The sequence below is a fragment of the Halobacteriovorax sp. GB3 genome, from assembly GCF_028649655.1.
Classification (GTDB): Bacteria; Bdellovibrionota; Bacteriovoracia; order Bacteriovoracales; family Bacteriovoracaceae; genus BSW11-IV.
This window is the reverse complement of the sequence record NZ_JAQSLN010000003.1, coordinates 261,265-284,046: the sequence shown is the minus strand read 5'-3', so window position 1 is coordinate 284,046 and position 22,782 is coordinate 261,265. Positions and strand designations below refer to the sequence as shown.

The window sequence follows — 22,782 nt, the reverse complement described above, 5'->3', positions numbered from 1 at the left end:
AGGAGATTAACTTTGGAGATAGGAGATGAAGTGATTCATCTTTATGCCTGTCTCTTCCCATTCTTGTTCAGAATTTGAGCCTGTAACAATTCCTGCTCCGCCGTAGATATGAATGCGATCATTTTCAAAAAGGGCCGATCGGATGGCCACGGCAAATTCTGTCGAATCACCACTTATATATCCCATCGGTGCTGCATAGAGGCCACGATCAAAAGGCTCTAGCTCATTGATAAGACTTAGGGCCTTTTGACCTGGCAGTCCACCAACAGCAGGAGTAGGGTGAAATGTATTAATGAGCACAGCAAAGTTATCCTTCTTTGTTGTGTAGGCTTCAACCTTTGAATGAATATGTTGTACGTAATGAAGTTTGAGGACTTCTTCAATTTGCTTAACTTCAGGTCTTAGACCTAAGTTTTGCATCTTCATTTTTATTGTATTCGTTACTAAACGGTGTTCCTTGATTTCTTTTGGCGAACTCTTAAGATCGTTCTCAAGAAGTTTGTCCTCTGCTTCGTTTGGACTTCTCTTTCTCGTTCCTGCGATAGAGTCAATTTTTAAAGAGTGATGTTCTTTTAGAAAGAGTCTCTCAGGAGTTAGAGTTAAGAATGATCTTTGTTCATCTATTTGGATAAAGCCTAAATAGCTTTCATTGGCCTTTTCATGAAGCTCTTTTAAAAGAGTGAGAGAGTTTACTTGATCGTTACAAATAACAATTTTTTTTCTCGCTAACACTACCTTGTCGAGATTATCTCTTGTAAAAAAATCAAGGCTTGTTGAGATCATGTGATCCCAAGTTTGTTTGCCTGGGGTCTCTATTACTTCAAGTGTAGAAGGGCTTCTTCTTTCAATAATGTCTTCATGTGTTTCAAATTCTAAGCAGTGGTTAAGAGCGAAGGAGTATTTAGCCTTCTCTCTTGGATTACTTAAAATTTTCTTTGGAAATTGAATGCGTGCAAGTGTCGATTCAGCTTCTTTAATGAGACAAACTTTTGGTACAAAGAAAAAACATTCGCCAAGATCGCCCCATTCAGTGTCGCGACTTGAGTTTGTATCAAAACGTTGCGCTCCAATAATGTGAATCTTTGAGCACTTCTCAGTGATATCGAGAATTTTATTATAATCACTTTTTTTAGTGAATGTTATATTTGAACCAAGTCCTAGAACTTCTTTTCTCGATCCTTGATCGAAGCCTCTTTGTTTAAAGAACATACGAGGAGAAGCCTTCGCAAATTGAGTTAGCTCAATAAGATCAAGATTTGCTAGAGGAAGATCAATGCTGATGTATTCATTGGCCTTAATCTTCTTTAGAAAAGACTCGTCAAAACTCTCTTTACTTAGGTCGCGAATAGCATTTAAGACGCGGGCCTTAAGATCAATCAAGTGAAGCATTAGTGCTTATCTCCAATGTAGAGTGTGGCAATTCCAAATGTTAATTCATAACGGTGAACATTTTTAAGATTTGCATTTCTCATAAGTTGTTCAAAGTCATCGCCATAAGGAAAGTCTTCAACACTCTCATTGAGGTAGCTATAAGCATCTTTGTGTTTTGAAAGTATATTTCCTACGAATGGTAGAAGATGGCGAAAGTAGAAAAAATAGATCGCGCGAATTAAAGCATTCTTTGGTAGTGAAAACTCCATAATCATACAGCGACCACCAGGTCTTAGAACTCTTTCAATATTCACAAGGGATCTCTGTGGGTCTGGGAAGTTTCTAATTCCAAATGAAATTGTCGCTACATCGAAAGTTTCATCGGCCGCAGGAATCTCAACGCCATCACCAATATGAAGGGCAACTTTATCTGTTAGACCTTTTGCCGCAACTTTTTTCTTACCAAGCTCAACCATTCCTTTAGAAAGATCAAGTCCCGTTACTTTTTTTACTTTTTTATCTTTAATAAGAGTTAAGGCAACATCACCTGTTCCTGTGGCAAGATCTAAAACTTCTAAATCATTTTTCATTGGAAGATTTTTCTTAATCTTATTTCTCCAATAAATATCAATTCCAAAAGAAAGCAGGTGGTTGAGAAAATCGTACGTTCCTGCAATCTCGTCAAAAATTTTATAGGATTCTTTCTTTCTGTTATCCAGAGTATCGGCCATGTCTTATCCTTCTATCTTATGAATACTTAATGCTTTTTATCCTTATTTTGGCCCTCTTTCAAGTTGAAATCTCCATATGCGTTAAGGTCTATAAATTGTCGCGGCCCCATGCATTTCCTAAGTTTACAAAGGCCCAACTAAAATGTTACAACTTTCCAATATTACATCATTAACTCGTTAGAAATTATTTATGTTTCAAGATTTTTTAGCATCCATTCCAGAAAGTGTCCTCGATGAAGTTCAAGACTTAAATCTTGATATTGAGTCTGAAAACTGCAACAAGGCCATTGAAGAACTTCTTCAACAGTCTGTTCTTGTCGGTGGAAAGAGACTTCGTCCTCTTCTTACTTACTTGATGGGTAACCTATTTCAGGTTAGTGCGAGTGAGCTTTCTCCTTTTGCAAAGGCCATTGAGTTAGTTCATGCTGCAAGTCTAGCTCATGATGATGTTGTTGATGATGCGAGTACACGTCGTGGCGAGCCTTCAATTAATGCGCTAGCTTCGAATCAAAAGGCAGTTCTCGCTGGAGATTATCTTCTTGCAGATGTCATTTATACTCTTGCTCATAAAGGTGATCTGACAATTGTTCAAAATATGAGTCTCGTCATTCAGGCCCTTGCCGAAGGTGAGTGGATACAGCTTGATGCCTCAGGTTCAAAAAAATATACTCGTGAATTAATCAAAACGATTGCTATGAAAAAAACGGCAAGTGTTATGGGTTGGTGCTGTTGGGTAGGTGCTTATAAGGCACAGAAGGGATCTGAATTGGAAAGGGATGCAAAGACTTTTGGTGAGAAAGTTGGAGTTGCATTTCAGTTGATGGACGATACCTTAGATTTTTCTAAAGACTCAAAGAAAGATAGTTTATTAGATGTTCAAAACGGCATTATCAATTCCGTTCTCTTCGAGTGGCTCGAGTCTCACCCAGAGGCGAAAGCGAAGTTTGAGGCCGGAGAATCTATGGCCCAGGTCTTTGATTCAAGTGATATCGCCGAGTCTTGTACAATCGTTGAAAATAGAGCGCTTGATCTTCTAAGAGAGGCCAGAGAGCTACTTGATTCAATGAAAGAAAAACTTGATCTTGATGAAGCAGGTAGTGCTCACTACGAGCAGGCCAAACTTCCTCTTTTAAAGATTCTAGAATATCTCGCAAAGAGAAAATTTTAGATTTTTCTATCTCTTGTGTAATTCCAAACTAAGTGGAGATCTTTTTTATAAGGTTTTCTAAGCATCTCACTTTCAGCGACAAAGTCGGCAGTTGCTTCATTACAAGCGAGAACCGTGTTCCAAAGAGTGGCAACTCTCAAGAGTGCCTTGATATCTGGGTCGTGGGCCTGGGAAGTAAGAGGGTCCCAAAAAAATACAAGAACATCGAGCCTCTCTTCAACAATCGCGGCCCCTAATTGTTGATCTCCTCCAATTGGCCCACTTTTATACTTGATGACTTTAAGTCCCGTTTCTTTTTCAATTTGTACACCAGTTGTTCCAGTGGCAAAAAGTTGGTGGTGTTTAAGCTTTTCTTTGTGGCGATTAACCCAATTAATAAGGTCTTTCTTTCTTTGGTCGTGGGCAACGAGGGCTATTTTCTTCTGCTCGTTCATTGTACTCATATTAATTCCTATTTCGTACAAGTCGGTACGCGAAATGAAATATCTTTAAAGGCCATCTTACAGCGATCTTTCGCACTAGGGGAATGTCTAGGGAATTTTCTTAAGACATATTCTTTGAACATTGATTTATCATCCGCCGCGGGAAAATTATTCTTTGCTTTAAGGATTTCAACCTCAACATAGCACTCTTTGAAACCTGTACCTCGAATGATTTGGGTTAGGTTTGCGTAGAGATCCCCTGGTCGAATTTCTTTTTCGTTATTAAAGAGAGAAACATTGTAGTTCCTCTCTTTAAGTAAATCGATAAATTGTTGATAGAGAAGGGCATTGTCGTTTGTTTTTTCATAGACTTTTAAGTTGCAGCTTTGGTGACGTACTTTATAGTACTGAGCACTCGCCTGTATGCTTAGAAGTAGAAAAAATGAGATAAAATATTTCAATGCAATCTCCCTTAAGTTTCTCACCACCAAAACAATTATAGAATGAAGTCGCGATAATCTTCCTTGCAAGCGAGTTCAACATCTTTAATCTCTTTAGGGATCATGCTTGAAAGGTTCTCGTAACCCTTATCTGTGATAAGAATATTATCTTCTATTCTAACACCAATTCCGCGCAATTCACTTGGAATTTTTGCGTTAGATTTAGGAAAATAGAGACCTGGCTCGACTGTGAAGATGACTCCTTGCTCGAATTTCGTTTCTTCAAATTCATCTGTTTGGTAAGGGTTTTGATCATGGACATCAAGTCCGAGCCAGTGCCCTGTTCCGTGTGGATAGAACTCTCTAAAGCTTTGTGTCTCTAGTGCTTGTTCAAGTGTTTGATCGAGGACTTTTAAGTCAATAAGACCTTGCGCTAAAACACGACAAGACTGCTCGTGAATTGTCTTTAGTGATGAACCAATCTTTGACTTTGCAAGTGATGCTTTTTGCGCTTCAAGGACAATTGAGTACACTTCTTTTTGCATACCAGTGAATGTTCCATTGATAGGGAAGGTTCTGGTGATGTCTGTAGCATAAAGGTTAAGCTCACTCCCTGCATCGATAAGCAGAAGATCACCATCATTTAGCTCTTGATTATTTTCAATATAGTGAAGAATATTGGCATTATCGCCACCGGCGACAATGTTGTCGTAGGCATTTCCTTCTGAGCGGTCTTTATTGAATATATATTGCATTAAGGCCTCGACCTGCTTTTCTGTTTTTCCAGGTGCTGCAAAGGCCATGGCCGCACGATGGGCCTTGTTTGTTGCTTCCATCGCAAGCTTCATAAATTGCACTTCTGTTTGATCTTTGATTAAGCGCATTTTTTCAATGAATGGATTAAGATGAAAGAAATTAAGTGGAGGTGCCGTTTCTTTTGTTCTCTTCTTTTTAAAGAGCCCCTGACAAACTTTGCGAACGTTCATAAAGAGGTCCGTGTTATCAAACATATCCATATAGAGAGACTCATGACCAACGAGGTAGTCGCCAATGCGCTTTTCAAATTCATTGATCGGGTAGGTCTCATCAACTTCCGTCATCTCTAGAGCACGTTCAGGGCCTATGATTCGTCCGGTCCACATTTCCATAAAAGGATCGCGCTCTCTGACAAAGAGGATCTGTTTTTTTTCTGGATAAGTTGTGAGTACTAAAATGGCATCGTGCTCAGGGTATCCTGTAAGATATTTGAAATTACTATTTTGGCGAAAAGGAAATTCTGTATCGTTACTTTTTGTCACTAACTCTGCTGAAGGAATAATGGCGATTCCTTTGGCGATCATATCATTGAGTGTTTCTCTTCTTTTTTTGAAATCTGTTGTAAGCATTCTTACTCCGTTTTTGTATTTTTAACTAAATTATCACGTTAAATACACATTGGTAAGAATTGAAAAAGGGCCCAGTTTGGGCCCTTAGATGATATAAGTGTTGTCTGAGTATGTCGCGTCTTGTTATTAAAGTTGACGACAGCTTTGGTAAAACCCTGAAGAGTAGTTACAGTCTTGAAGAGCTTCTTGACAGGCCTTGGCCTCAACACCAGTTCCACGTCTACCAGTAACTGTTGCAGTGTGATAATCAACAAATCTTCCTGTTCTGTAGTTGTATCTCTCTACAGTACAAGTTCTTGTAACACGTTGACCGTAGTCAGGGTTACCATTATCTCTTCCGTTACCGTCACAGTATGCTCTTGGATTTCTTCCATTTCTCTGTCTACGATCTAGGTCTCTTTCACATTCTCTTTGCGCTTCACGACAAGCTTCTCTTTGTGAGTAGGCTTCACCGATGAAAGAATCAATAATATTTCCATTTCCTCTTCTTAAATTAACTGTACAGTAATCAAGTGATGGAGTTGGATATGGGTTGTAATCGCCATTTGAAACACACCTTAGGCCTCTATCTGTACCCCTCCTGCTCCTTCTTGCAAGATCTCTGTTACATTCTCTTTTAGCGTCACGACAATTATAAGCTCTATATGTGTCGATTACTGCACCTGTTCTCGACTCTAGTCTAGCTGTACAATTAGCACTTGCGTATGTTGAAGCTGCTAAAACGATTCCTGTTACTAATGCTTTCATCATGTGGTCTCTCCTTTTTGGTTGCTTAAGTTCAAAATAGAAAAGAGCTGACCATAAGACTAGGAGAGGTGGTGATATTTTCAAAAAAAGGCGCTGTTTGTAATAATTTGTAAGAAAACAAATTTACTTTTTGCGAGATTTCTTGACTATGGGGCGCAGTTTGTCCCTGGATTAAGCAGCTTTTTGAGCTGCTTTGATATCCTCAGCAAGAATAATTTTACAAACTTTTTCAAAACGGCTCGGATCCATAGGCTTTTTCATGACATAACAAAGATTGTCTTGAGTAAAGTTGAGCGCCTGAGGGACAGCTGTGATGAGGATCAGTGGTGTCTCTGAATTAGGGTTTGAAGCGGACTTTAATTTCTTTGTGAAGTCGAGACCGTTCATATAAGGCATGTTTACATCACTAATGATGAGATCATATTTTTCGTTGAATGAAGTATTAAGGGCCTCCATTCCGTTATCGTAAATATCAAATTGTATTTCAAAAAATTGAGAGAAGTAATCTTCTAAAAATTCTTGATAAAACTCACTTAGCATCGATTCGTCTTCAGCAATTAGAATTTTTAATGTCTTCACTTAGGCCTCTCAAAGTAATTGAAAATGATTTACTTAAGATTTTATCGAATCTTGGGCCAAAATATTTAATTAAGAATGAATCAAGATTATAAAAAGCCCCAAGATCTGAGTAATCTCAAGATCTTGGGGGCTTTATTATTTGATGAGGTTGAGTACTTTATCGCGACCGATAGTGCGAATAAATCCGGCCAGTTTTGGCCCTTTCTCTTTAGAGATTAAGATCTTGTAGAGAATAGAAAAGGCATCTGCTGGCGTGATTTCAACAGCATGGATGATTTCATACATTTTTTCGTGAAGATCTTTGTCCGACTCTAGTTCGCTCCACTCATCTGATTCGATATATTGAGCAAATTCAGCAAGAAACTTCTCTTGTAGCTCATCTGTTTCAACTTGTGGACGTTCTTTATTAACTTGGAACTTAAATTCTTCTGGAGCATGGTTTTCTAGCCAGAAGAGGGCACAATTTGAGCGCTCATTAAAACGACGAAGATCTCTATCATTTTTAATATCGGCTTCATAGGCCTTCTTTGTTTGTTCAATATTTCCTTCATTAATCTGAAGAACGTTACAAAGGTGTCTAAATGATGGTTGAATTGGGCACTCTTTTGGCATTTCACCAATTTGTGAAAGTTCGAGAACTCTCTTGGCCATGTTGACCTTTTTTTCGTTTCCTGTTTCAACACCATAAGCAAGTCTTTCTTGGCGATCAAAGTCTTCATACGTTTTTAAAACATCGAGATCGAAGCTTACTGCGAAATCAACATTTGTTTTATATGAGGCAAAGATCCATCTTAGCATTTCTGGCTCATAGATCTTTAGGACATCGTTAACTGTGATGAGGTTCCCTTTAGAAGAGCTCATCTTTCCACCGAGACCTTTGATAGAAACAAAGTCGTATTGCACATAGATTGGTGCTTCCCAGTCAAAGATCTTTACAATGTCTTTTGCCGTTGTAAAAGATCCTCCTTGAGAAGAGTGGTCTTTCCCACCTGGTTCGAAATCAACTTTTTCAAACGCCCATCTCATTGGCCAGTCAACTCGCCATGGAAGTTTTGCTAGAGAAGTGTCATTGAGATCGATCTTACCTTCATGGCCAGTTTCATTGTGCTTGTAAGTTAGAATGCTCTCTCCGTCCCACCCTGTGATTGTTGTCTGATCTGTTTTATATTTTTCACAGTAGACTGAAACTGGATAGTAGTCATCTCCATAAGGAGTTGTACGGTATTGGTTTAGGATATCTCTAATTTCAATTCTCTTATTGAGAGCGTGCTTAATCTGTTCTTTGTAATCACCGGCGCGATATTTCTTTGCTTGATAAATTGGCTCAACCGCAACTCCAACTTTCTTTAGTTGTGCTTCGAATGAATGCTCGTGGTGAGCAGCATATGATTCGTGCTCTCCATATGGATCTGGAGTATCGACGATTGGTTGAAAGAGATATTCTTTCAGTTCATCTTGTTTTGGAAGATTGAGTGGCACTTTTCTGAATGTGTCGTAGTCATCCCAGCTAAAGATGAAACGAACTTCTTTACCGCGCTCTCTTAGAGCTCTTGCCACGAGATCAACAGTAATGACCTCTCTGAAGTTACCAAAGTGAACAACACCAGAAGGTGTAATTCCACTAGCGACGACGTAAGAGTCTTTATCACCTTTTTGGCGAATGATACGGTCGGCCGTAATATCGGCCCAGTGAATGAGTGGTTTTTTCGTTTGTTCAGTCATTTCGACCTCATTTATGAATGTTATTTATAGTTAAATAGGGGTTACAAAGGGCGATTTTAACAGGGAAAATGCTATGAGTAAATTATTTGATTCATATAATCAGAGGGCCTCTAAAGAATTTATCGGCCCTAGCTCTGTGAATGTAAGTAATCTCTAATTGTAAGCTCGACAATGAGCCCCTTTGGCGTAGAGTTCTTAAGAACAAGATTCCCGTCGTGACTTTTTGCGATTTTGTGGACAAGACTAAGGCCTAGTCCAAATCCTTTGGCCAAATGTTTTGTCTTGTCATCTCGATAAAATCGATCGATGGCCTTGGAGAGAACTTCTTCACTCATTCCTTGACCATTATCAACAAAACTAAAATTGATTGTTCCATTTGATTTTTTACATGTCATAGTCAGTTGGCACTCGGGACCAGCATATTTGATGGCATTTTCAATAATATTTTTAAAGGCCATATAAAGAGATTTCTCGTGGCCTAGAAAATTAATATTGTCGCCTTCAAAATGAAACCTATCTTCCAATTGTGTTTGATAAATGGAATTGAGTTCATCAAAAATAGTTTTTGCATGAAGAGTCTCTAGATTTTCACTGGCCTTATTTTTGTCAAAGCGGGCAAGCATCATCAGATGATCGAGAATTTCTTGAAGCTCTATAGCACTCTCGAGATTTTGTTGAATGGTTTCTTTGTACTCTTGTGCTTGGCGATCCTTTCGAAGGGCAACTTCGGCCTCGCCGCGAATAGCGGCCAGAGGGCTTCGAAGTTCGTGAGAGGCATCACTTGTAAATTGAGCGAGGCGTTCTTCGGATTGGCGCCTTTTTTCTATTTCTTCTTGTAGTTCTTTATTGAGATCGCGCTGCTGTTCGATTCCCGATCGTAAAAAGAAGGTAATGACAAAGAGAATGGAAATGCCAACGGCAAAGACAATCTTTATATGCTCTCCGCGCTTAATCTCTTTGTAAAAAGGAGATTTTTGATAGATGGTCATTGGAATTTTCATTTCTAGGTGCCATGGGCGATTGTCGTGGATATTAACTTTGTCGGTATAGAAAAAATACTGCTCTTCTTTTTTTGACCATTGTCCAAGCTTAGTTAAATCGAGATTAAACGAAGAATCAGGTCGTGTAAGAGTGAAAAATGGTCCATCAAAGATTTTTATAAGGGAGTCTATTTTAATGACTGCCGATAAAATTCCATGAAGTTCACCTCGTTTATCATAAGTTGGAATTGAGTAGATAATACCGAGACGATCATCTGTTCTAATTTTATCAAAATGGGGGCTCTCACTCTTAGTATTGTCACAAGTGATGAGTTCATCTCCACTGGTTGCAGGGTAGTCGAGTTTTTCAAAGGAGTTAGACTTTGGGAATTTTTCTTTAAAAAATGACAATTGCTTTTTTATGTCATTCATTTCGTAGATTTCAACTTCACTGCTACCGTGATCGCTTTTGTGGGCCTTTTCTTCGTGCTCGTGGTGTTGTTCGTTTTCAAATTTAACGATACCTCGAGGAAGCTTTGTCGAATCATCCCATTGATTGAAATCGGTAGAAACGGGAGTGTAGTACATTTCAGAAATTTTCGTCTTCTCTTCAAGATTAGCATAGAGACTCTCATAGAGCTCTTTTCGATATTTAACTTCTGAAGGGGAGTTTAGTGAGACACTAATTGATCTAAGTCCAAGATAGATGTGTTCGAAGTGTCTTTCTATCTGGGAGCGGGTGAGAATGAGCTTTTTATAATTTTCACGATAAAACTCTGCTTGAATACTGGCTTCATTAATATGGCCATAGTGCTTGATGCCATAGAAGATAATGAAGAGAATAAGTGAGTAAATAAAAAGCTGAAGTTTTCGCATAAGTATTAATCCTGCTCGATCATATAGCCTAAGCCGCGAATCGTTTTGATGTGGGAGTTCTCTCTTCCCTGATCAATCTTCTTACGAAGTGATTTTATATGAACATCGACAATATTGGTGGCGCTATCAAAATTGTAGCCTTTTACATTTTCAAGAAATTGAGAGCGTGTAACGACTTTGTTAATTCTTTGAAGTAAATAAACGAGTAAATCAAATTCAGTTTTTGTTAATTCAATGATCTCTTCATTCAAATAGACTTTATGTGAATCAATACTAACTTTCAGATTATCGTGAACAAGGTATTGTTCTTCTCTTTTTTCACTAATATCGTTAATCGATCTTCTAGCGAGGGCCTCGATACGAACCAGCAATTCTTCAAAGGCAAAGGGCTTGGTTAGGTAATCATCACCTCCCTCTCTAAAGGCCTTCAACTTGCTATCGATATCATCTTTTGCCGTTAAAAAGAGAACTGGCGTTTTCTTATCATAACTTCTAAGAGAGCTTAGAAATGTCATACCATCGATGTAGGGCATCATAATATCACTGATAATCACATCAAATTGATGGGTTTTTGTAAATTCAATGGCCTTCGCTCCATCGGGAGCATATTCAACGACGTGGCCTTCTTCTTTGAGCCCTTTTATGAGAAAATGGGCCAATTTTTCCTGATCTTCAATAATTAAAAGTTTCATAAAGATAGTTTACCATTATATATCACCTTGAAAACATAAGGTTTTTTAGATTTCATCAAATCTTCATCTTGGGATTAGCGAAAATTCATCTTTATTTGCGATGATATCTCTAGTGAAGGAGAAAATCATGAGTCAAACAATAGAAAAGAGCAAAAATCAAAAGCGTGCACTCATTTCAGGGCGAGCTCTCATCTTTATTTTTGGTCTCCTTGTTACGGCCTTCTACTTCGTTGCCATCGCAGGTCTTTTTCTCTTTTTGAATCAACTATTACCTTGGATGAATCAAGGTGTTCTAAGTAGTAGACAGTGGATTGTGAATCTGTCTCTTTTGACACTCTTTACTCTTCCCCACAGCCTGCTCTTGGAGAAAGGGCCAAGAAAGTGGGTTGCTAAAATTTTTCCAGCTAAAATATTTATGAGTGTTTATAGTTTTCATGCAACGAGTACCCTTATTTTAATGTATTTCTTTTGGAATTCGAGCTCAGCAATGGTTTGGAATTTTCACTTTGGCCCAGGCCAAGTCATAGTGATCTTCTTTATGTTGTTGAGTTGGCTTTTTATGGGTGTATCACTGCATTTTTCTGGACTTTTTCACCATGCTGGTATCGCTCAGTGGACAAGTTACGTCTTTAAGAAAAATTATGAAAAAATTAAGCCCTTTCAAGGTCCTTATCGCTATATGAGACATCCAATTTTGATATCATTTTTTCTAATGATTTGGATTAGACCTTCAATGAGCTTGGATCAATTAATTTTAAGCGTTTATTGGAGTGTTTATCTTTATGTAGGGATGCTTCTTAAAGAAAAGAGATTGCAAAAGTCGAAACTTTTTCAAGAATACAAAAAAGAAGTCTCGATGATTCCTTTTTACAATGAAATTTCAAAAGTCTTTCCTTTAAAATGGAAGGTAGAGGAGCGTTTATGAAAAATATAATTTTCTTGTCATTTGGGATTGTTCTCCTTTGTCTAGGGACGAGTGCGAAAGAATATGAATTCAAAGATTTTGAAAAGGCGAAAGAGAGTTCTAATTTTCTAGAGTTTCAAGTCGTCTCAACTAAAATAGGTCTTTGGTCTGATAAGGTTATCGGTCATGTTAAAAAATTTAACACTGAGGCAGTCATTTCAAAAAGGGGAGATCTAATTTCTTCTAAGAATATGAAAGTTGAATTTCCCGTCGAGATGATGGACACTAATAGTGAAAGTCGCGATGAAAAATTGCATAACTTTTGTCTGGCAAAAAAAGATCATCCAACGATTAGTCTTGTTATCACGGATGAGGTTCTTTTTAATGGGAAAGAGCACATAGTTGAGGGGACTCTCAACATAAGGGGAGAGTCAAAAAGAGTTAAATTGACTCTTAAAATAAATGAACTTGAAAAAGGACGTTATGAAATTTCTGGATCGGGACTCTTTAGCTTAAAAGAACTTTCCATTCCAGACCCTAGTATTGCCGTAGCTAAACTTTCTGATGAAATTACAATTAGATTTCACTTTCAACATTAAGAGGAAATTATGCCAAAAATAATCCATGTGGAAACTCTTTTAAGTGAACACGAATACGATCAAAAAGAAGTCTTCGATGTTTTAAAAGATCTTTGGAAAGAGAAGTATTTTAATCTCGATCGGATTGAAAAGATCTTTGAAAATACTAGTGTGGGAAAGCGCTATTTTCCTGTTGAACTATCAAGATATAAAACTCTCGATACTTTTGAAGATAAGAACAATGCTTGGCAAGAAGCTGCTAGAAGGCTTGCACCAAAACTTGTTACTAAGCTCATTGAAAATTCTGGCGTTGATACTGATTCTATCGATCTCTTTTGTAGCAATAGTGTAACGGGATTAAGTGTTCCTTCGATTGAATCAATCATCATAAATGAGATTGGTCTAAAAAGAAGTACGATTCGTCTACCAATCTTTGGATTAGGTTGTTTGGCGGGAATAGCTGGTTTAAACAGAGTATGTGATTTCTTAAAAGGATCACCTAAGAGTGCGGCCCTTTTTCTTTCAATCGAGTTTTGCAGTTTAACAATGCAAAAAGAAGACTTGAGTATGGCCAATATCATTTCAAGTGGTCTCTTTGGAGATGGACTCGCTTGTGTTTTAGTTGTCGGTGACGAACACCCTCTGGCAAATCGCCCAGGGCTTGATTACCAAGGATCGAGAAGTGAGGTCTTTTCTGATACTGAAAGAGTGATGGGATGGGACTTTGTAAACTCAGGAATGAAAGTTGTTTTAAGTAGTGATGTTCCTACGATCTCTAAAGAAATGGTCCCTCCTGTGGTAAATGAGTTTTTAATTGATCAAAATCTTTCAAAGGATCAGATTCGCCACTATATTGCTCACCCTGGAGGTCCAAAGGTTCTTGGGGCACTTGTTGAGGGACTGGGACTTTCTCAGGAAGCTTTGTGCCTGAGTTATGAAACATTAAAAGAATATGGCAATCTTAGTTCTGTTTCCGTTTTATTTGTTCTTAAAGAATTCTTTTCTCGCTCAGTTAAAAATGATGGAGAAGACTGTCTTGCTCTTGCTATGGGGCCGGCCTTTTGTGTTGAGCTGTCTCATTTTATTTGGAGAGATTCATGATCGTTCTATTTTATGTCATCTTCCTTGCCACAGTGATTCAAAGATTATTTGAATTACGTTTATCAAAGAAAAATGAGAAATCGATGATCGCAAGTGGAGGGGAGGTGATTTATAAAAAGGATATTCCTTTTATGATGGCCCTGCATACCCTTTGGTTTGTTTCTCTTCTAGTCGAATTCAATATGAAAGTCGTTCAATTCGATATCGTTATTTTTGCACCATTTATCTTTTTCTTTTTTCTTGGTCAACTCTTTCGCTATCTGGCCATTACTGAATTAAAGGGGAGATGGTGTACTAAGGTAATCGATATGAAAGGGGCGATGCCCATTGCTAGTGGTGTCTATAAAGTTATTCGCCATCCTAATTATTTAGGTGTCATTTTAGAGTTTGTTGCCCTTCCACTGGCCTTTGAACTCTATTTTACTGCAGGTGTCTTTTCGCTTTTAAATCTCTTCTTTGTCTTTCATAGAATCAGTGTGGAAAATAAATTATATTATGAAAGAGCAAGTCTCTATAATGGAAAAGGAAATCCTTCATGAGCGAAACTGAAATTTTTAATATTGTAGAAAAGATTTTAAAGAACGAGTGTCTCGTTGATAGCAGTTTAGAGATTTCTAAGCAATCAAAACTCATTGATGATCTTTTTTTAGATTCGATTAATCAACTCACTCTTTTAAGCTCCCTAGAAAATCACTTTCAAATGGTAATTGAAGATACCTTCGATCCACCGCAAACGGTGGGAGATATTGTTAGTTTAATAAAAAAATCGATTTAAAAGGGCCTGTCATGTTCTCTATACTAAATTGGCATAAAGACAATGAGCGAAAAATTCACTTTTATTCTAAAAAAGGCGTCAATTCCTACTCTTATTCTAGTCTTATTCAGTCGATTCATTACTTGGAGACAGATTTTAAAAATAGGGGAATTAAAAAAGGTGATGTTGTCGCTTTGATGTTCCCAACTAGTCTAGAACTTGTTGCGACTTTCTTTGCTCTTTGGAAGATCGGCGCCACTCCAACTTTTCTTTATCCTCCTATTAGGCTAGGAAAAATTGATTTTTGGCTAGAAAAAACGAAGCACTGTTTGAAAGAAGTAGACGCCCGTTTTCTCATCTTGCACGATATTTTAAAAATGACGGGTAATTCATTGCCTATTGAGCATTTTTCAGTGTCTTTAAAAGAGATTGATTCGTTTGAATCTTATCCTAGCTCTTTTTCTCTTAAAGAAATTGAAATTAATGATAAGGAAATCGCCTTTATTCAATTCTCTTCTGGCTCAACCGGAAGTCCTAGACCAATTGAAATTCCATTTTCTGCTCTTTATGCCAATATTAAGGCCATTATTAAAGCGCTTAATATTAAGGAAGGAACGAGCGAGAGTTGCGTGAGTTGGCTCCCTTTGTACCATGATATGGGCCTTGTTGGTGGTTTTCTTTGTGCCATCTATGCAAAGGCTTCTCTCACACTTATTGAACCTTCTCAGTTTTTGGCCTGCCCCTCACTTTGGTTTAAGGCCATCTCTAAAATGAAGGCCACTGTCAGTGTGGCGCCTAATTTTTCGCTTGGTCTTCTTTCAAAACGATTTAAAGAAAGTGATTATGAGGGAGTCGACCTGTCTAGCCTTCGCGTTCTCATGTGTGGGGCCGAGCATATAAGCAATGAAACCTATTCTAAGTTTTATCGTTTTTTTTCTCCATACGGACTGAGTGAGCTCGCCTTTACTCCCGTTTATGGACTTGCCGAAAATACTCTTGCTGCGACATTTTCTAAGGCAAGCTCTGTAGCCAAAGCAAAGTACTTTGATGAGGCCGCCCTTAAAGTTGATAAAATCGCCATCGCTACTGATCATGGACGAGAGCTATTTAGTGTTGGATTTCCGGTGGAAGGAACTCAAATAGAGATCTTAGATGATTGTGGAGAGTCTCTTGGTGAAGCTCATGTTGGCGAGGTGGCCTTTTTTGGAAGTTCAATGTGTGCAAATGTAAAGCGCGACTCGTTTGGGAGAATTAGAACAGGTGACTTTGGCCTTCTCTATGAGGGAGAACTCTTTATTTTAGGGAGGAAAAAAGAAGTCCTCATTATTAACGGTCGCAATATAGATCCTGTAGAAATCGAGCAAGTAGCTTCGAAGATTCCTGGTGTTCGTGAAGGAACTGTGATGGCCTTCAGCTCAACAAAGAATCAAAAAGACAGCGAAGAAATTATTGTCTTTCTAGAACAAGCTCATTCCATGAGTGACAAGGGTCTTTCGAACTTAAAAAATGAAATAAAAAAAGATGTTCTAAAAGAAGTGGCACTGACAGTTAGTGAAATTCACGTCTTTAAAAAATCTTCTCTTCCTCGTACAAGTTCAGGCAAGCTTATGCGTGTAAAGGCCAAGGAGCTTTATGAGAGTGGAAAGTATTTATCGTTAGAAGGAGGGCCCGTTGTAGATTTCTTTTCTAAGTATATTGCCCTTTTTAAACTCTTTGTATTTTATCCATTAAAAAAGAAGATGGCCTATGACAAGCGATCCTAATTTGATTGTCATTGTTGGAGGGGGTCCTGTTGGGCTTTATCTTTCAATTTATATAAAGACTTTGTCTCCCAACCAAAGTGTCTGTGTCATCGAGAAGAGCTCATGGCCAAAGGATAAAGTTTGTGGCCAAGGACTTCTTCCAAAAGGTGTTTCGTGTTTAGAGGAAGTTGGAATAAAAAATCTTGGTCTTAGTCTTGAAGGAATACAAATTCATTTTAAAGAAAGAGATTTTCTTTTAAAGGCCGGATCAAAATTTAGGGGAATTAAAAGAAGTGATCTTTCAAATGAATTGTACTTAAAAGCAAGATTAATGGGAGTGACACTTCTTGAATCCTCACTTGTAAGAAGTGTTGATCTACATTCTAAGAAAATAAAAATTAGTCAAGATCAGAGGATAAGAGAGATTACTTATCATCAACTTATCGCTGCCGATGGAATTAATTCAAGTATGAGACGCCTACTTGGGGTTTTGAATAAATCATCTTTAAAGCGATTTGGTGCAAGAGAGCATTTTGTCGTTGAAAAAGAACTAGGGCGGGTTCACGTGTTTTATCATGAGCAGATTGAATGTTATTTAACTCCTGTATCGAAGGATCAAGTTGAATTCTGTTTTCTTTGGCATCAAGAAAATGCGAATCACAAAGAATTTTTAAAGAATAAAGAATCACTCTATCAATTATTTGAACATGAGTTTTTGAGACTAGGACTAGGTCTGAACTCGAGAAGATCACTCTTAGATTTCAAAGTTCTTGGCCCTCTAAGCAGGTCTCCTGTCCTTAGAAAAGAGGGGGTTTACTTTGTCGGTGATGCTTGTCAATTTAAAGATGGGATCACTGGTGAAGGCGTTAGTTTAGGTCTCTCTCAGGCGCGCTCTCTTGCAAGTCATTTAACTGGCTCAAGAAGTCTTTTAAGCTATCTTTTTTTAAGCTCATTAAACATTTTTATTTATAGGTTAGGCTGTGAGTTTATGCTCTTTTTCTCTTCTAATTATTCTCGCACAAGTCTTCTTGGCGAACTCTTTTTCTCAAAGATTTCGATGTTTTATACTTATTTGAAGCGTCAATTTTCCTAAAGGTTTGCCGAAAAGTAGGAAATCAAGTAATCTCCTTCCAAGGAGAATTTATGTTTCTTGCAGGTCTTGTAAAGTTTGTTATTTTCTATTGTATCTATCGTCTCATCCGTTATGGTGTTCGCTATTATCTCCTGTCTAAAACTTTTGAAAAAACGACACCTGGGCCAAAGAATGGTTATAAGAATGCTAATCAGTCGGATGTTTTTGAAGCTGAATATACTGTCATCAAAGATTAGAAAAGGCTCCCATTGGGAGCCTTTTTTTAATTTAATGATAGCTTGAAATCACCTGCTGCTCCGTTGTATCCTTTGACGACGAGGTAGCGAATATTAGATGAGCGCGTAAGGGTAATAGACTCTGTATTTTTAATTCCCTCACTTTTTCTTACCACATTTCCTGCTGCATCAAGCGCGAAGAGATCTAAGTCGCCATTGGCATGAACAAATTCTAAAGTAGCATTGGCACTAATCCCTATATCAACTTTGTAGTAGAGATCAACTCCTGATTCTATGCTCGCGCTTGTTATAGATGGAGATTTTATTTTTTTAGCGCTTTCCATCGTGTCGTTACTTGTCGGATTTTGAGTTTCAACTTTTGTTGTTAAGCTAAATTTTCCAGTTGCACTAGAGTAGCCGTAGACAACTAAGAAGTATGTCCCAGCTTCGAGTTCATTTGAAATTGATTCACTATCTTTTGTTCCTTGTGAAACCTTAATCTTCTCGCCACTTTCACTAACGAGGGCCAAGTCGAGATCACCTTGGGAATGAGTGAATGAAAGAGTGGCCTCCAGGGGTGTTGGCCCAGTAATAATCATTTTGAAGTAGCGTTTTTCTCCACTCGAGTTGATACTCATTGAATGAGTTTCTCTTTCTTTGGTAAGAACAAGAGCACTACTCATTGATGTGTTGCTTTGATCGCTTGGATCTGTTGGTTCACTTGGCCTGGGATCAGTATCTGCATCATCACTTATTATCTGTGCATATATATCTGGGTGTGCGCTTTGAAGAAAACTTGTGATTTTGCTCATTGGCACACTGTAGTTCATAAAGCCTCGACCCATACCATTATTACCTGATCCTGCATTATGAATTGAGACAACAGTATTTGAATTTTGACTTAGAACAGGGCTTCCTGAGCTTCCTCCAAGTGTGTCGGCATTGTGGGCGTAGATCGATGCAACTTCTGTGATTTGTCCTTCGCTAAATTTCTTTGTCCAGTTACAAGAGCGTTGATTGTAGTAATCGCAATTTTGTTGAACGACATAGATTGGCTCTCCAACAGAGACTTCTTGTGTTGCTAACTCTACTGTGTTGTATTCAAGACCAGGTGAACTCGTACAGCGAAGAATTGCAAAATCCAATGCCTGATTGTTAAGAACAAATTCAGAACAATCATAGGGGATGTACTCTGTTGCAGAAACGCCGTGTAAGCGATTAAATGTTGCCGTTACACCACTTGCGTGGGCCGGTGTTGGAATGCAGTGATGATTTGTCATAAGGAGATCTTCACTAATAAGAAAACCTGTACAACGTGAACCCATAGCGGGCAGATCGATTGTGGCCACGGCCTTTGACTTTACTCTTTTAATATCTGTCTCTAAGAGGGTCGTCACTTCTTTCCAATCCAAGCTTCCAATAATGATGCTTGAATTCATTAGTTTTGCCGAGTTTTCCGTGTGGTCCTTTTTTCCACAAGAGAAGAGGGTTAGTAGTAAAACGAGAAGAACTCCATGTCTTTTGGTCATTCCCTTGCTCCCTTTTTTTTAGTTAACGATCCTTTCATGGATCAAAACTCACTTAAAATGATAATTGAGTAAAAAGGATATGAAGAGTGAATAAAACTCTTAGTTTCTAACAGCAAAATGAGACGAATATGAATGATTTTTTAGTGAATTAGAGAAAATTAGGACAAAGTGACACCTACTAAGGTCTAGTTTTAAACTAGACCTAGTAGACTTTTTAATTCTTGATCAGAGATTTCTCCGCGCTTGACAGCTGATTGAACGACCATGAGGGCCTCTTGATATTTTACTCTCTCTGGTGCGTTGACGAGTGAGAGGTCAAGGTGCTTTTGGTTTTCAATCGTTGAGTACTTAACTGCGTTTTTTAACAGCTCAACAGCTTGATCAAAAGTAATATTCATGATTACTCCTATCTTAATGACCTAAATATGCCTTTTGAATTTCTTCATTTGATATTAATTCTTTTGCATCACCTTGCATAGCGATTTCTCCAGTGGTTAAAACATAACCACGGTGAGCGATCTTCAAGGCCGCAAAGGCATTTTGTTCAACTAAAAGTATTGTCATTTTGTCATGCTTATTAATTTCTTTAATTGCTGAGAAAATATTTTGTACGAGAATTGGCGCGATCCCAAGACTTGGTTCATCGAGTAGCAGAAGCTGAGGGCGACTCATATAGGCCCTAGCAATGGCAACCATCTGTTGCTCTCCTCCAGAGAGTGTTCCTGCCAATTGTTTACTTCTTTCCTCAAGACGAGGGAAGAGCTTGAACATATACTCGTAATCTTTTTTTATTTGCTCATGATCATCACGAAGATAAGCACCCATTTCTAAGTTTTCCTTTACCGTAAGATCGGGAAAGACCATTCTTCCTTCTGGTGACTGAGCAATACCTTTCTTAACAATCTCAAAGGCCTTGAGGCTTTCTATGGGTGCGCCTTTAAAAAGTATTTGTCCTGAACTTGGTTTTAACAGGCCTGAAATTGTGTGAAGTGTTGTCGTCTTTCCCGCTCCATTGGAACCGAGAATCGTGACGATTTCACCTTCATTAATATGGAGATCAATTCCGTGGATGGCATGAATATTTCCATAGTGAACATGCATTCCTTTAACTTCTAATAATGGTGTACTCATTATGCCTCCAACTCCTCTTCATCACTTGTTCCTAGATAGGCCTCAATAACTTTTGGATTGTTTTGAATATCTTTTGGCCCACCCACAGCAATTTCTTCGCCATGATCAACCACATAGATTCTCTCACAAACTTCCATAACGAGTTTCATGTCGTGTTCAATAAGAAGAATTGCAATATTAAATGTGTCGCGAACCCAACGAATAAGTTTTGTTAGATCGGCCGTCTCTTTTGGGTTCATCCCAGCTGCCGGTTCATCGAGAAGAAGGACTTTTGGTTTTGTTCCAAGGGCCCTGGCGATCTCTAGTCGTCGCTGCTCTCCGTAAGGGAGGTTTTTTGCGAGCGTATGGAGTTTACTCTCAAGTCCAAAGATCTTTAAAAGTTCAATGGCCTCTTTTTCAATACGCTCCTCTTCAGAGTGATACTTCCTTGTTCTAAATATAGATTGGAGAAGGTTGTACTCAGTTCTGTAGTGGCAGGCGAGTTTGATATTGTCGAGAACCGTTAGGTCTTTAAAGAGACGAATATTTTGAAATGTTCTGGCAATTCCTTTTTGTGTAATGTGGGCCACGTGCTCACCAACAATCGATTTCCCATCTAGAAGAACATCTCCCTCCGTTGGTGTATAGACGCCAGTAATCATGTTAAAGATCGTTGTCTTTCCCGCACCATTAGGCCCGATAATCCCAACCAATTCATTGGCACCAATATCCATTTTAAAATTGTTGACGGCAACCAGACCACCAAAGCGCATTGTTATATTATTTGTTTGTAATACAGAACTCATGAATTTGTTCCTTTCTTTTGAAAGAGTGCGAGAGGGTTAAATTCTTTTTTACCAAAAATTCCCTTTGGTCTTGCAAGCATGAGAACAATAAGAAGTACTGAGTAAATGAGCATACGCCACTGGGAGATTGTCTCTCCAAAGAAACGTAACAACTCCGGCAGTACAGTTAAGATAATTGCTCCAGCAATAGATCCTGAAATTGAACCAAGACCACCAAGAATAACCATAATCAAAATAATAACTGACCACATAAATGTGAATGAGTTTGGACTAATAAATTCTTGATAGTGAGCGTATAGTGCTCCAGCAACACCAGCAAACCCAGCGCCAATGACAAAGGCAAGGGTTTTGTATTTGAAAGTGTAAATTCCCATACAGTCAGCTGCAATTTCATCTTCACGAATACTGATGATGGCACGGCCATGAGTTCCACGAATGAGATTGGCCATGAAAATAACCGTTAGGGCAATGATGAAATAAAGTAGGGGAAGATTGGTCCATTTTGGAATTCCCGTAAGACCTCTAGGTCCTCCAACAATATCCATATTCATAATGATGATTCGTATGATCTCCCCAAAGCCCAGGGTGGCAATGGCCAAGTAGTCGCCTCGAAGACGCAGGCAAGGAACACCAATAACAAGTCCAGCAAGAGCCGCGCCGACAAAGCCTAGACCACAAGAAATAAAAAGGTTCATAAAGTCTGGAATTGGCAGTGGCATAAAAACACCATAGGCGCCACCAACATAGGCACCAACGGCCCAAAAACCAGCGTGACCAAGAGAGAGCTCTCCGCAGATTCCATTAATTAAATTCAAGCTCACAGCGAGGATGATAAAGATTCCTGAGATCGCTGCCAGGTGAGCAATATATTCTAAGTTCATTAAACTTTCTCCTTAACGTTTTTCCCTAGTAGTCCGGCCGGTTTAATTAGCAGGATGAGAATGAGGATGGCAAAGGCAACAGCATCACGATAAGTAGAAATCCAAAAACCAACGACGAGGTTTTCAGCAATTCCGAGCACGAGTCCACCAAGGGCAGCGCCTGGGATAATTCCGATTCCGCCAAGGACGGCGGCGATGAAGGCCTTTAGACCTGGAATGAGTCCCATCATCGGTTCAACTGTGTTGTAATACATTCCAACGAGAACACCGGTTGCTCCCGCAAGGGAAGCACCTAAGAAGAATGTGAAACTAATAACTTTATCTGTATCAATACCCATAAGTTCAGCTGCGTTTCTATTATAACTTGTCGCTCTCATTGCCTTTCCTATTTTAGTGTGGGTAACAAGCCACCATAGAAAAGTCATGATTAAAAGAGTCAGGGCCATAATGAGTATTTGAACATAGGAAATAAAAATATTGTCATCAAAAAAACCAATTCCATCCGATGAGATGAGGCTTGGGAAGGCCTTAGGTTCCGCTCCTACTGTTCCTTGTCCTAGGTATTGAAAAAAGAGGGAAGCACCTAGTGCGGTAATCAGGGGAGTAATGCGTCCGTGGCCACGAATTGGTCTATAAACAAGTTTTTCGACAATGACAGCAATGGTTCCACTTCCAATCATGGCAAGTGGAAGACCTATTAAAAGCGCCAGCGCTGGGTCCATATCGACGGAGATAAGATATCGGCATATGTAATAGCCAATAAAAGCTCCGATCATATAGAATTCACCGTGGGCGAAATTGATTAATTTAATGATCCCATAAACCATGGTGTAACCAAGGGCAATGAGGGCGTAGATACTACCTTGAGCAATTCCGTTAAGTAGGAATTGGCATAGATCGTAAAAAAAGAATTGAATCTCTTCTCCAGTCACATTGATCTCCTATCAATTGACAAA

Annotated in this window: 25 protein-coding genes; 9 read left to right on the top strand and 16 right to left on the bottom strand. The window is 38.7% G+C overall.

All coding sequences use genetic code 11. The features are described 5' to 3' along the window. Positions 1–6 precede the first annotated feature (6 nt). Positions 7–1,389, bottom strand: coding sequence for an isochorismate synthase (locus HBN50_RS07535; RefSeq protein ID WP_273869013.1), 1,383 nt, complete (start codon positions 1,387–1,389; stop codon positions 7–9). Beyond that, positions 1,389–2,102: a bifunctional demethylmenaquinone methyltransferase/2-methoxy-6-polyprenyl-1,4-benzoquinol methylase UbiE gene (gene ubiE / locus HBN50_RS07530; RefSeq protein ID WP_273869012.1), complete on the bottom strand. Its 714-nt coding sequence runs from the start codon at positions 2,100–2,102 to the stop codon at positions 1,389–1,391. Before ubiE ends, HBN50_RS07535 begins: the two co-directional genes overlap by 1 nt. A 190-nt stretch (positions 2,103–2,292) precedes the next feature. On the opposite strand from ubiE, the gene HBN50_RS07525 reads away from it, so the two are divergent. Further along, positions 2,293–3,270, top strand: a complete 978-nt coding sequence (locus HBN50_RS07525; protein ID WP_273869011.1) for a polyprenyl synthetase family protein — start codon at positions 2,293–2,295, stop codon at positions 3,268–3,270. Here the strand turns inward: HBN50_RS07525 and HBN50_RS07520 are convergent. The 8 genes from HBN50_RS07520 to HBN50_RS07485 form a co-directional block, all read right to left on the bottom strand. Beyond that, positions 3,267–3,713: a methylglyoxal synthase gene (locus HBN50_RS07520; protein ID WP_273869010.1), complete on the bottom strand. Its 447-nt coding sequence runs from the start codon at positions 3,711–3,713 to the stop codon at positions 3,267–3,269. The genes HBN50_RS07525 and HBN50_RS07520 overlap by 4 nt on opposite strands. Positions 3,714–3,721: 8 nt before the next feature. Further along, positions 3,722–4,153 carry a hypothetical protein gene (locus HBN50_RS07515; RefSeq protein ID WP_273869009.1) on the bottom strand — a complete coding sequence of 144 codons (432 nt, stop codon included), beginning with the start codon at positions 4,151–4,153 and terminating at the stop codon, positions 3,722–3,724. Positions 4,154–4,188: 35 nt separating this feature from the next. Beyond that, positions 4,189–5,517, bottom strand: coding sequence for an aminopeptidase P N-terminal domain-containing protein (locus tag HBN50_RS07510; protein WP_273869008.1), 1,329 nt, complete (start codon positions 5,515–5,517; stop codon positions 4,189–4,191). A 126-nt stretch (positions 5,518–5,643) separates the two neighbouring features. Continuing rightward, the gene (locus HBN50_RS07505) at positions 5,644–6,267 is read right to left on the bottom strand and encodes a hypothetical protein (RefSeq protein ID WP_273869007.1); all 624 of its coding nucleotides are present in this window, start codon (positions 6,265–6,267) and stop codon (positions 5,644–5,646) included. A 168-nt stretch (positions 6,268–6,435) separates the two neighbouring features. Next, positions 6,436–6,843 (bottom strand): response regulator, encoded by a 408-nt coding sequence (locus HBN50_RS07500; RefSeq protein ID WP_273869006.1) that lies wholly within the window; start codon positions 6,841–6,843, stop codon positions 6,436–6,438. A 135-nt stretch (positions 6,844–6,978) separates the two neighbouring features. Next, a complete protein-coding gene (lysS, locus tag HBN50_RS07495) occupies positions 6,979–8,565 on the bottom strand; it encodes a lysine--tRNA ligase (RefSeq protein ID WP_273869005.1) in 1,587 nt (528 codons plus the stop codon). Between the two features lie 128 nt (positions 8,566–8,693). Further along, complete coding sequence (locus tag HBN50_RS07490; RefSeq protein WP_273869004.1) at positions 8,694–10,421, bottom strand: sensor histidine kinase; 1,728 nt, start codon at positions 10,419–10,421, stop codon at positions 8,694–8,696. Positions 10,422–10,426: 5 nt separating this feature from the next. After that, positions 10,427–11,113, bottom strand: a complete 687-nt coding sequence (locus HBN50_RS07485; RefSeq protein WP_273869003.1) for a response regulator transcription factor — start codon at positions 11,111–11,113, stop codon at positions 10,427–10,429. A 127-nt stretch (positions 11,114–11,240) separates the two neighbouring features. On the opposite strand from HBN50_RS07485, the gene HBN50_RS07480 reads away from it, so the two are divergent. Genes HBN50_RS07480 through HBN50_RS07445 form a run of 8 tightly spaced genes read left to right on the top strand, consistent with a single transcriptional unit; the run spans position 11,241 to position 17,521 of the window. Continuing rightward, a complete protein-coding gene (locus HBN50_RS07480; RefSeq protein ID WP_273869002.1) occupies positions 11,241–12,038 on the top strand; it encodes an NnrU family protein in 798 nt (265 codons plus the stop codon). After that, positions 12,035–12,616: a YceI family protein gene (locus HBN50_RS07475; RefSeq protein WP_273869001.1), complete on the top strand. Its 582-nt coding sequence runs from the start codon at positions 12,035–12,037 to the stop codon at positions 12,614–12,616. Before HBN50_RS07480 ends, HBN50_RS07475 begins: the two co-directional genes overlap by 4 nt. A gap of 9 nt (positions 12,617–12,625) precedes the next feature. After that, positions 12,626–13,696, top strand: a complete 1,071-nt coding sequence (locus tag HBN50_RS07470; protein ID WP_273868999.1) for a type III polyketide synthase — start codon at positions 12,626–12,628, stop codon at positions 13,694–13,696. Continuing rightward, positions 13,693–14,235, top strand: coding sequence for an isoprenylcysteine carboxyl methyltransferase family protein (locus HBN50_RS07465; protein WP_273868998.1), 543 nt, complete (start codon positions 13,693–13,695; stop codon positions 14,233–14,235). The genes HBN50_RS07470 and HBN50_RS07465 overlap by 4 nt, the downstream gene beginning before the upstream one ends. Continuing rightward, positions 14,232–14,471, top strand: coding sequence for an acyl carrier protein (locus HBN50_RS07460; RefSeq protein WP_273868997.1), 240 nt, complete (start codon positions 14,232–14,234; stop codon positions 14,469–14,471). The genes HBN50_RS07465 and HBN50_RS07460 overlap by 4 nt, the downstream gene beginning before the upstream one ends. 11 nt (positions 14,472–14,482) lie before the next feature. Further along, the gene (locus HBN50_RS07455; protein WP_273868996.1) at positions 14,483–16,213 is read left to right on the top strand and encodes an AMP-binding protein; all 1,731 of its coding nucleotides are present in this window, start codon (positions 14,483–14,485) and stop codon (positions 16,211–16,213) included. Further along, entirely contained in the window at positions 16,197–17,285 is a 1,089-nt protein-coding gene (locus HBN50_RS07450) for an NAD(P)/FAD-dependent oxidoreductase (RefSeq protein WP_273868995.1), read from the top strand. The genes HBN50_RS07455 and HBN50_RS07450 overlap by 17 nt, the downstream gene beginning before the upstream one ends. A gap of 50 nt (positions 17,286–17,335) precedes the next feature. Beyond that, positions 17,336–17,521: a hypothetical protein gene (locus HBN50_RS07445; protein WP_273868994.1), complete on the top strand. Its 186-nt coding sequence runs from the start codon at positions 17,336–17,338 to the stop codon at positions 17,519–17,521. 26 nt (positions 17,522–17,547) lie between these two features. Here HBN50_RS07445 and HBN50_RS07440 read toward each other — a convergent pair whose 3' ends face one another. The 6 genes from HBN50_RS07440 to HBN50_RS07415 form a co-directional block, all read right to left on the bottom strand. Next, positions 17,548–19,029, bottom strand: coding sequence for a trypsin-like serine peptidase (locus tag HBN50_RS07440; protein ID WP_273868993.1), 1,482 nt, complete (start codon positions 19,027–19,029; stop codon positions 17,548–17,550). A 191-nt stretch (positions 19,030–19,220) separates the two neighbouring features. After that, on the bottom strand, positions 19,221–19,427 hold the full coding sequence (locus HBN50_RS07435; RefSeq protein ID WP_273868992.1) for a hypothetical protein: 207 nt from the start codon (positions 19,425–19,427) through the stop codon (positions 19,221–19,223). Positions 19,428–19,440: 13 nt separating this feature from the next. Then, entirely contained in the window at positions 19,441–20,160 is a 720-nt protein-coding gene (locus HBN50_RS07430) for an ABC transporter ATP-binding protein (RefSeq protein WP_273868991.1), read from the bottom strand. After that, entirely contained in the window at positions 20,160–20,945 is a 786-nt protein-coding gene (locus HBN50_RS07425; RefSeq protein ID WP_273868990.1) for an ABC transporter ATP-binding protein, read from the bottom strand. The genes HBN50_RS07430 and HBN50_RS07425 overlap by 1 nt, the downstream gene beginning before the upstream one ends. Further along, entirely contained in the window at positions 20,942–21,826 is an 885-nt protein-coding gene (locus tag HBN50_RS07420; protein WP_273868989.1) for a branched-chain amino acid ABC transporter permease, read from the bottom strand. The genes HBN50_RS07425 and HBN50_RS07420 overlap by 4 nt, the downstream gene beginning before the upstream one ends. Next, on the bottom strand, positions 21,826–22,758 hold the full coding sequence (locus tag HBN50_RS07415; RefSeq protein ID WP_273868987.1) for a branched-chain amino acid ABC transporter permease: 933 nt from the start codon (positions 22,756–22,758) through the stop codon (positions 21,826–21,828). The genes HBN50_RS07420 and HBN50_RS07415 overlap by 1 nt, the downstream gene beginning before the upstream one ends. Positions 22,759–22,782: the final 24 nt, after the last annotated feature.

Bases quoted from the DNA above. Each gene is read 5' to 3' on its own strand.
- HBN50_RS07535 (WP_273869013.1), bottom strand. From the start codon at position 1,389: ATGCTTCACTTGATTGATCTTAAGGCCCGCGTCTTAAATGCTATTCGC.
- ubiE (WP_273869012.1), bottom strand. From the start codon at position 2,102: ATGGCCGATACTCTGGATAACAGAAAGAAAGAATCCTATAAAATTTTT.
- HBN50_RS07525 (WP_273869011.1), top strand. From the start codon at position 2,293: ATGTTTCAAGATTTTTTAGCATCCATTCCAGAAAGTGTCCTCGATGAA.
- HBN50_RS07520 (WP_273869010.1), bottom strand. From the start codon at position 3,713: ATGAGTACAATGAACGAGCAGAAGAAAATAGCCCTCGTTGCCCACGAC.
- HBN50_RS07510 (WP_273869008.1), bottom strand. From the start codon at position 5,517: ATGCTTACAACAGATTTCAAAAAAAGAAGAGAAACACTCAATGATATG.
- HBN50_RS07505 (WP_273869007.1), bottom strand. From the start codon at position 6,267: ATGATGAAAGCATTAGTAACAGGAATCGTTTTAGCAGCTTCAACATAC.
- lysS (WP_273869005.1), bottom strand. From the start codon at position 8,565: ATGACTGAACAAACGAAAAAACCACTCATTCACTGGGCCGATATTACG.
- HBN50_RS07490 (WP_273869004.1), bottom strand. From the start codon at position 10,421: ATGCGAAAACTTCAGCTTTTTATTTACTCACTTATTCTCTTCATTATC.
- HBN50_RS07485 (WP_273869003.1), bottom strand. From the start codon at position 11,113: ATGAAACTTTTAATTATTGAAGATCAGGAAAAATTGGCCCATTTTCTC.
- HBN50_RS07480 (WP_273869002.1), top strand. From the start codon at position 11,241: ATGAGTCAAACAATAGAAAAGAGCAAAAATCAAAAGCGTGCACTCATT.
- HBN50_RS07475 (WP_273869001.1), top strand. From the start codon at position 12,035: ATGAAAAATATAATTTTCTTGTCATTTGGGATTGTTCTCCTTTGTCTA.
- HBN50_RS07470 (WP_273868999.1), top strand. From the start codon at position 12,626: ATGCCAAAAATAATCCATGTGGAAACTCTTTTAAGTGAACACGAATAC.
- HBN50_RS07465 (WP_273868998.1), top strand. From the start codon at position 13,693: ATGATCGTTCTATTTTATGTCATCTTCCTTGCCACAGTGATTCAAAGA.
- HBN50_RS07460 (WP_273868997.1), top strand. From the start codon at position 14,232: ATGAGCGAAACTGAAATTTTTAATATTGTAGAAAAGATTTTAAAGAAC.
- HBN50_RS07455 (WP_273868996.1), top strand. From the start codon at position 14,483: ATGTTCTCTATACTAAATTGGCATAAAGACAATGAGCGAAAAATTCAC.
- HBN50_RS07450 (WP_273868995.1), top strand. From the start codon at position 16,197: ATGACAAGCGATCCTAATTTGATTGTCATTGTTGGAGGGGGTCCTGTT.
- HBN50_RS07445 (WP_273868994.1), top strand. From the start codon at position 17,336: ATGTTTCTTGCAGGTCTTGTAAAGTTTGTTATTTTCTATTGTATCTAT.
- HBN50_RS07440 (WP_273868993.1), bottom strand. From the start codon at position 19,029: ATGACCAAAAGACATGGAGTTCTTCTCGTTTTACTACTAACCCTCTTC.
- HBN50_RS07435 (WP_273868992.1), bottom strand. From the start codon at position 19,427: ATGAATATTACTTTTGATCAAGCTGTTGAGCTGTTAAAAAACGCAGTT.
- HBN50_RS07430 (WP_273868991.1), bottom strand. From the start codon at position 20,160: ATGAGTACACCATTATTAGAAGTTAAAGGAATGCATGTTCACTATGGA.
- HBN50_RS07425 (WP_273868990.1), bottom strand. From the start codon at position 20,945: ATGAGTTCTGTATTACAAACAAATAATATAACAATGCGCTTTGGTGGT.
- HBN50_RS07420 (WP_273868989.1), bottom strand. From the start codon at position 21,826: ATGAACTTAGAATATATTGCTCACCTGGCAGCGATCTCAGGAATCTTT.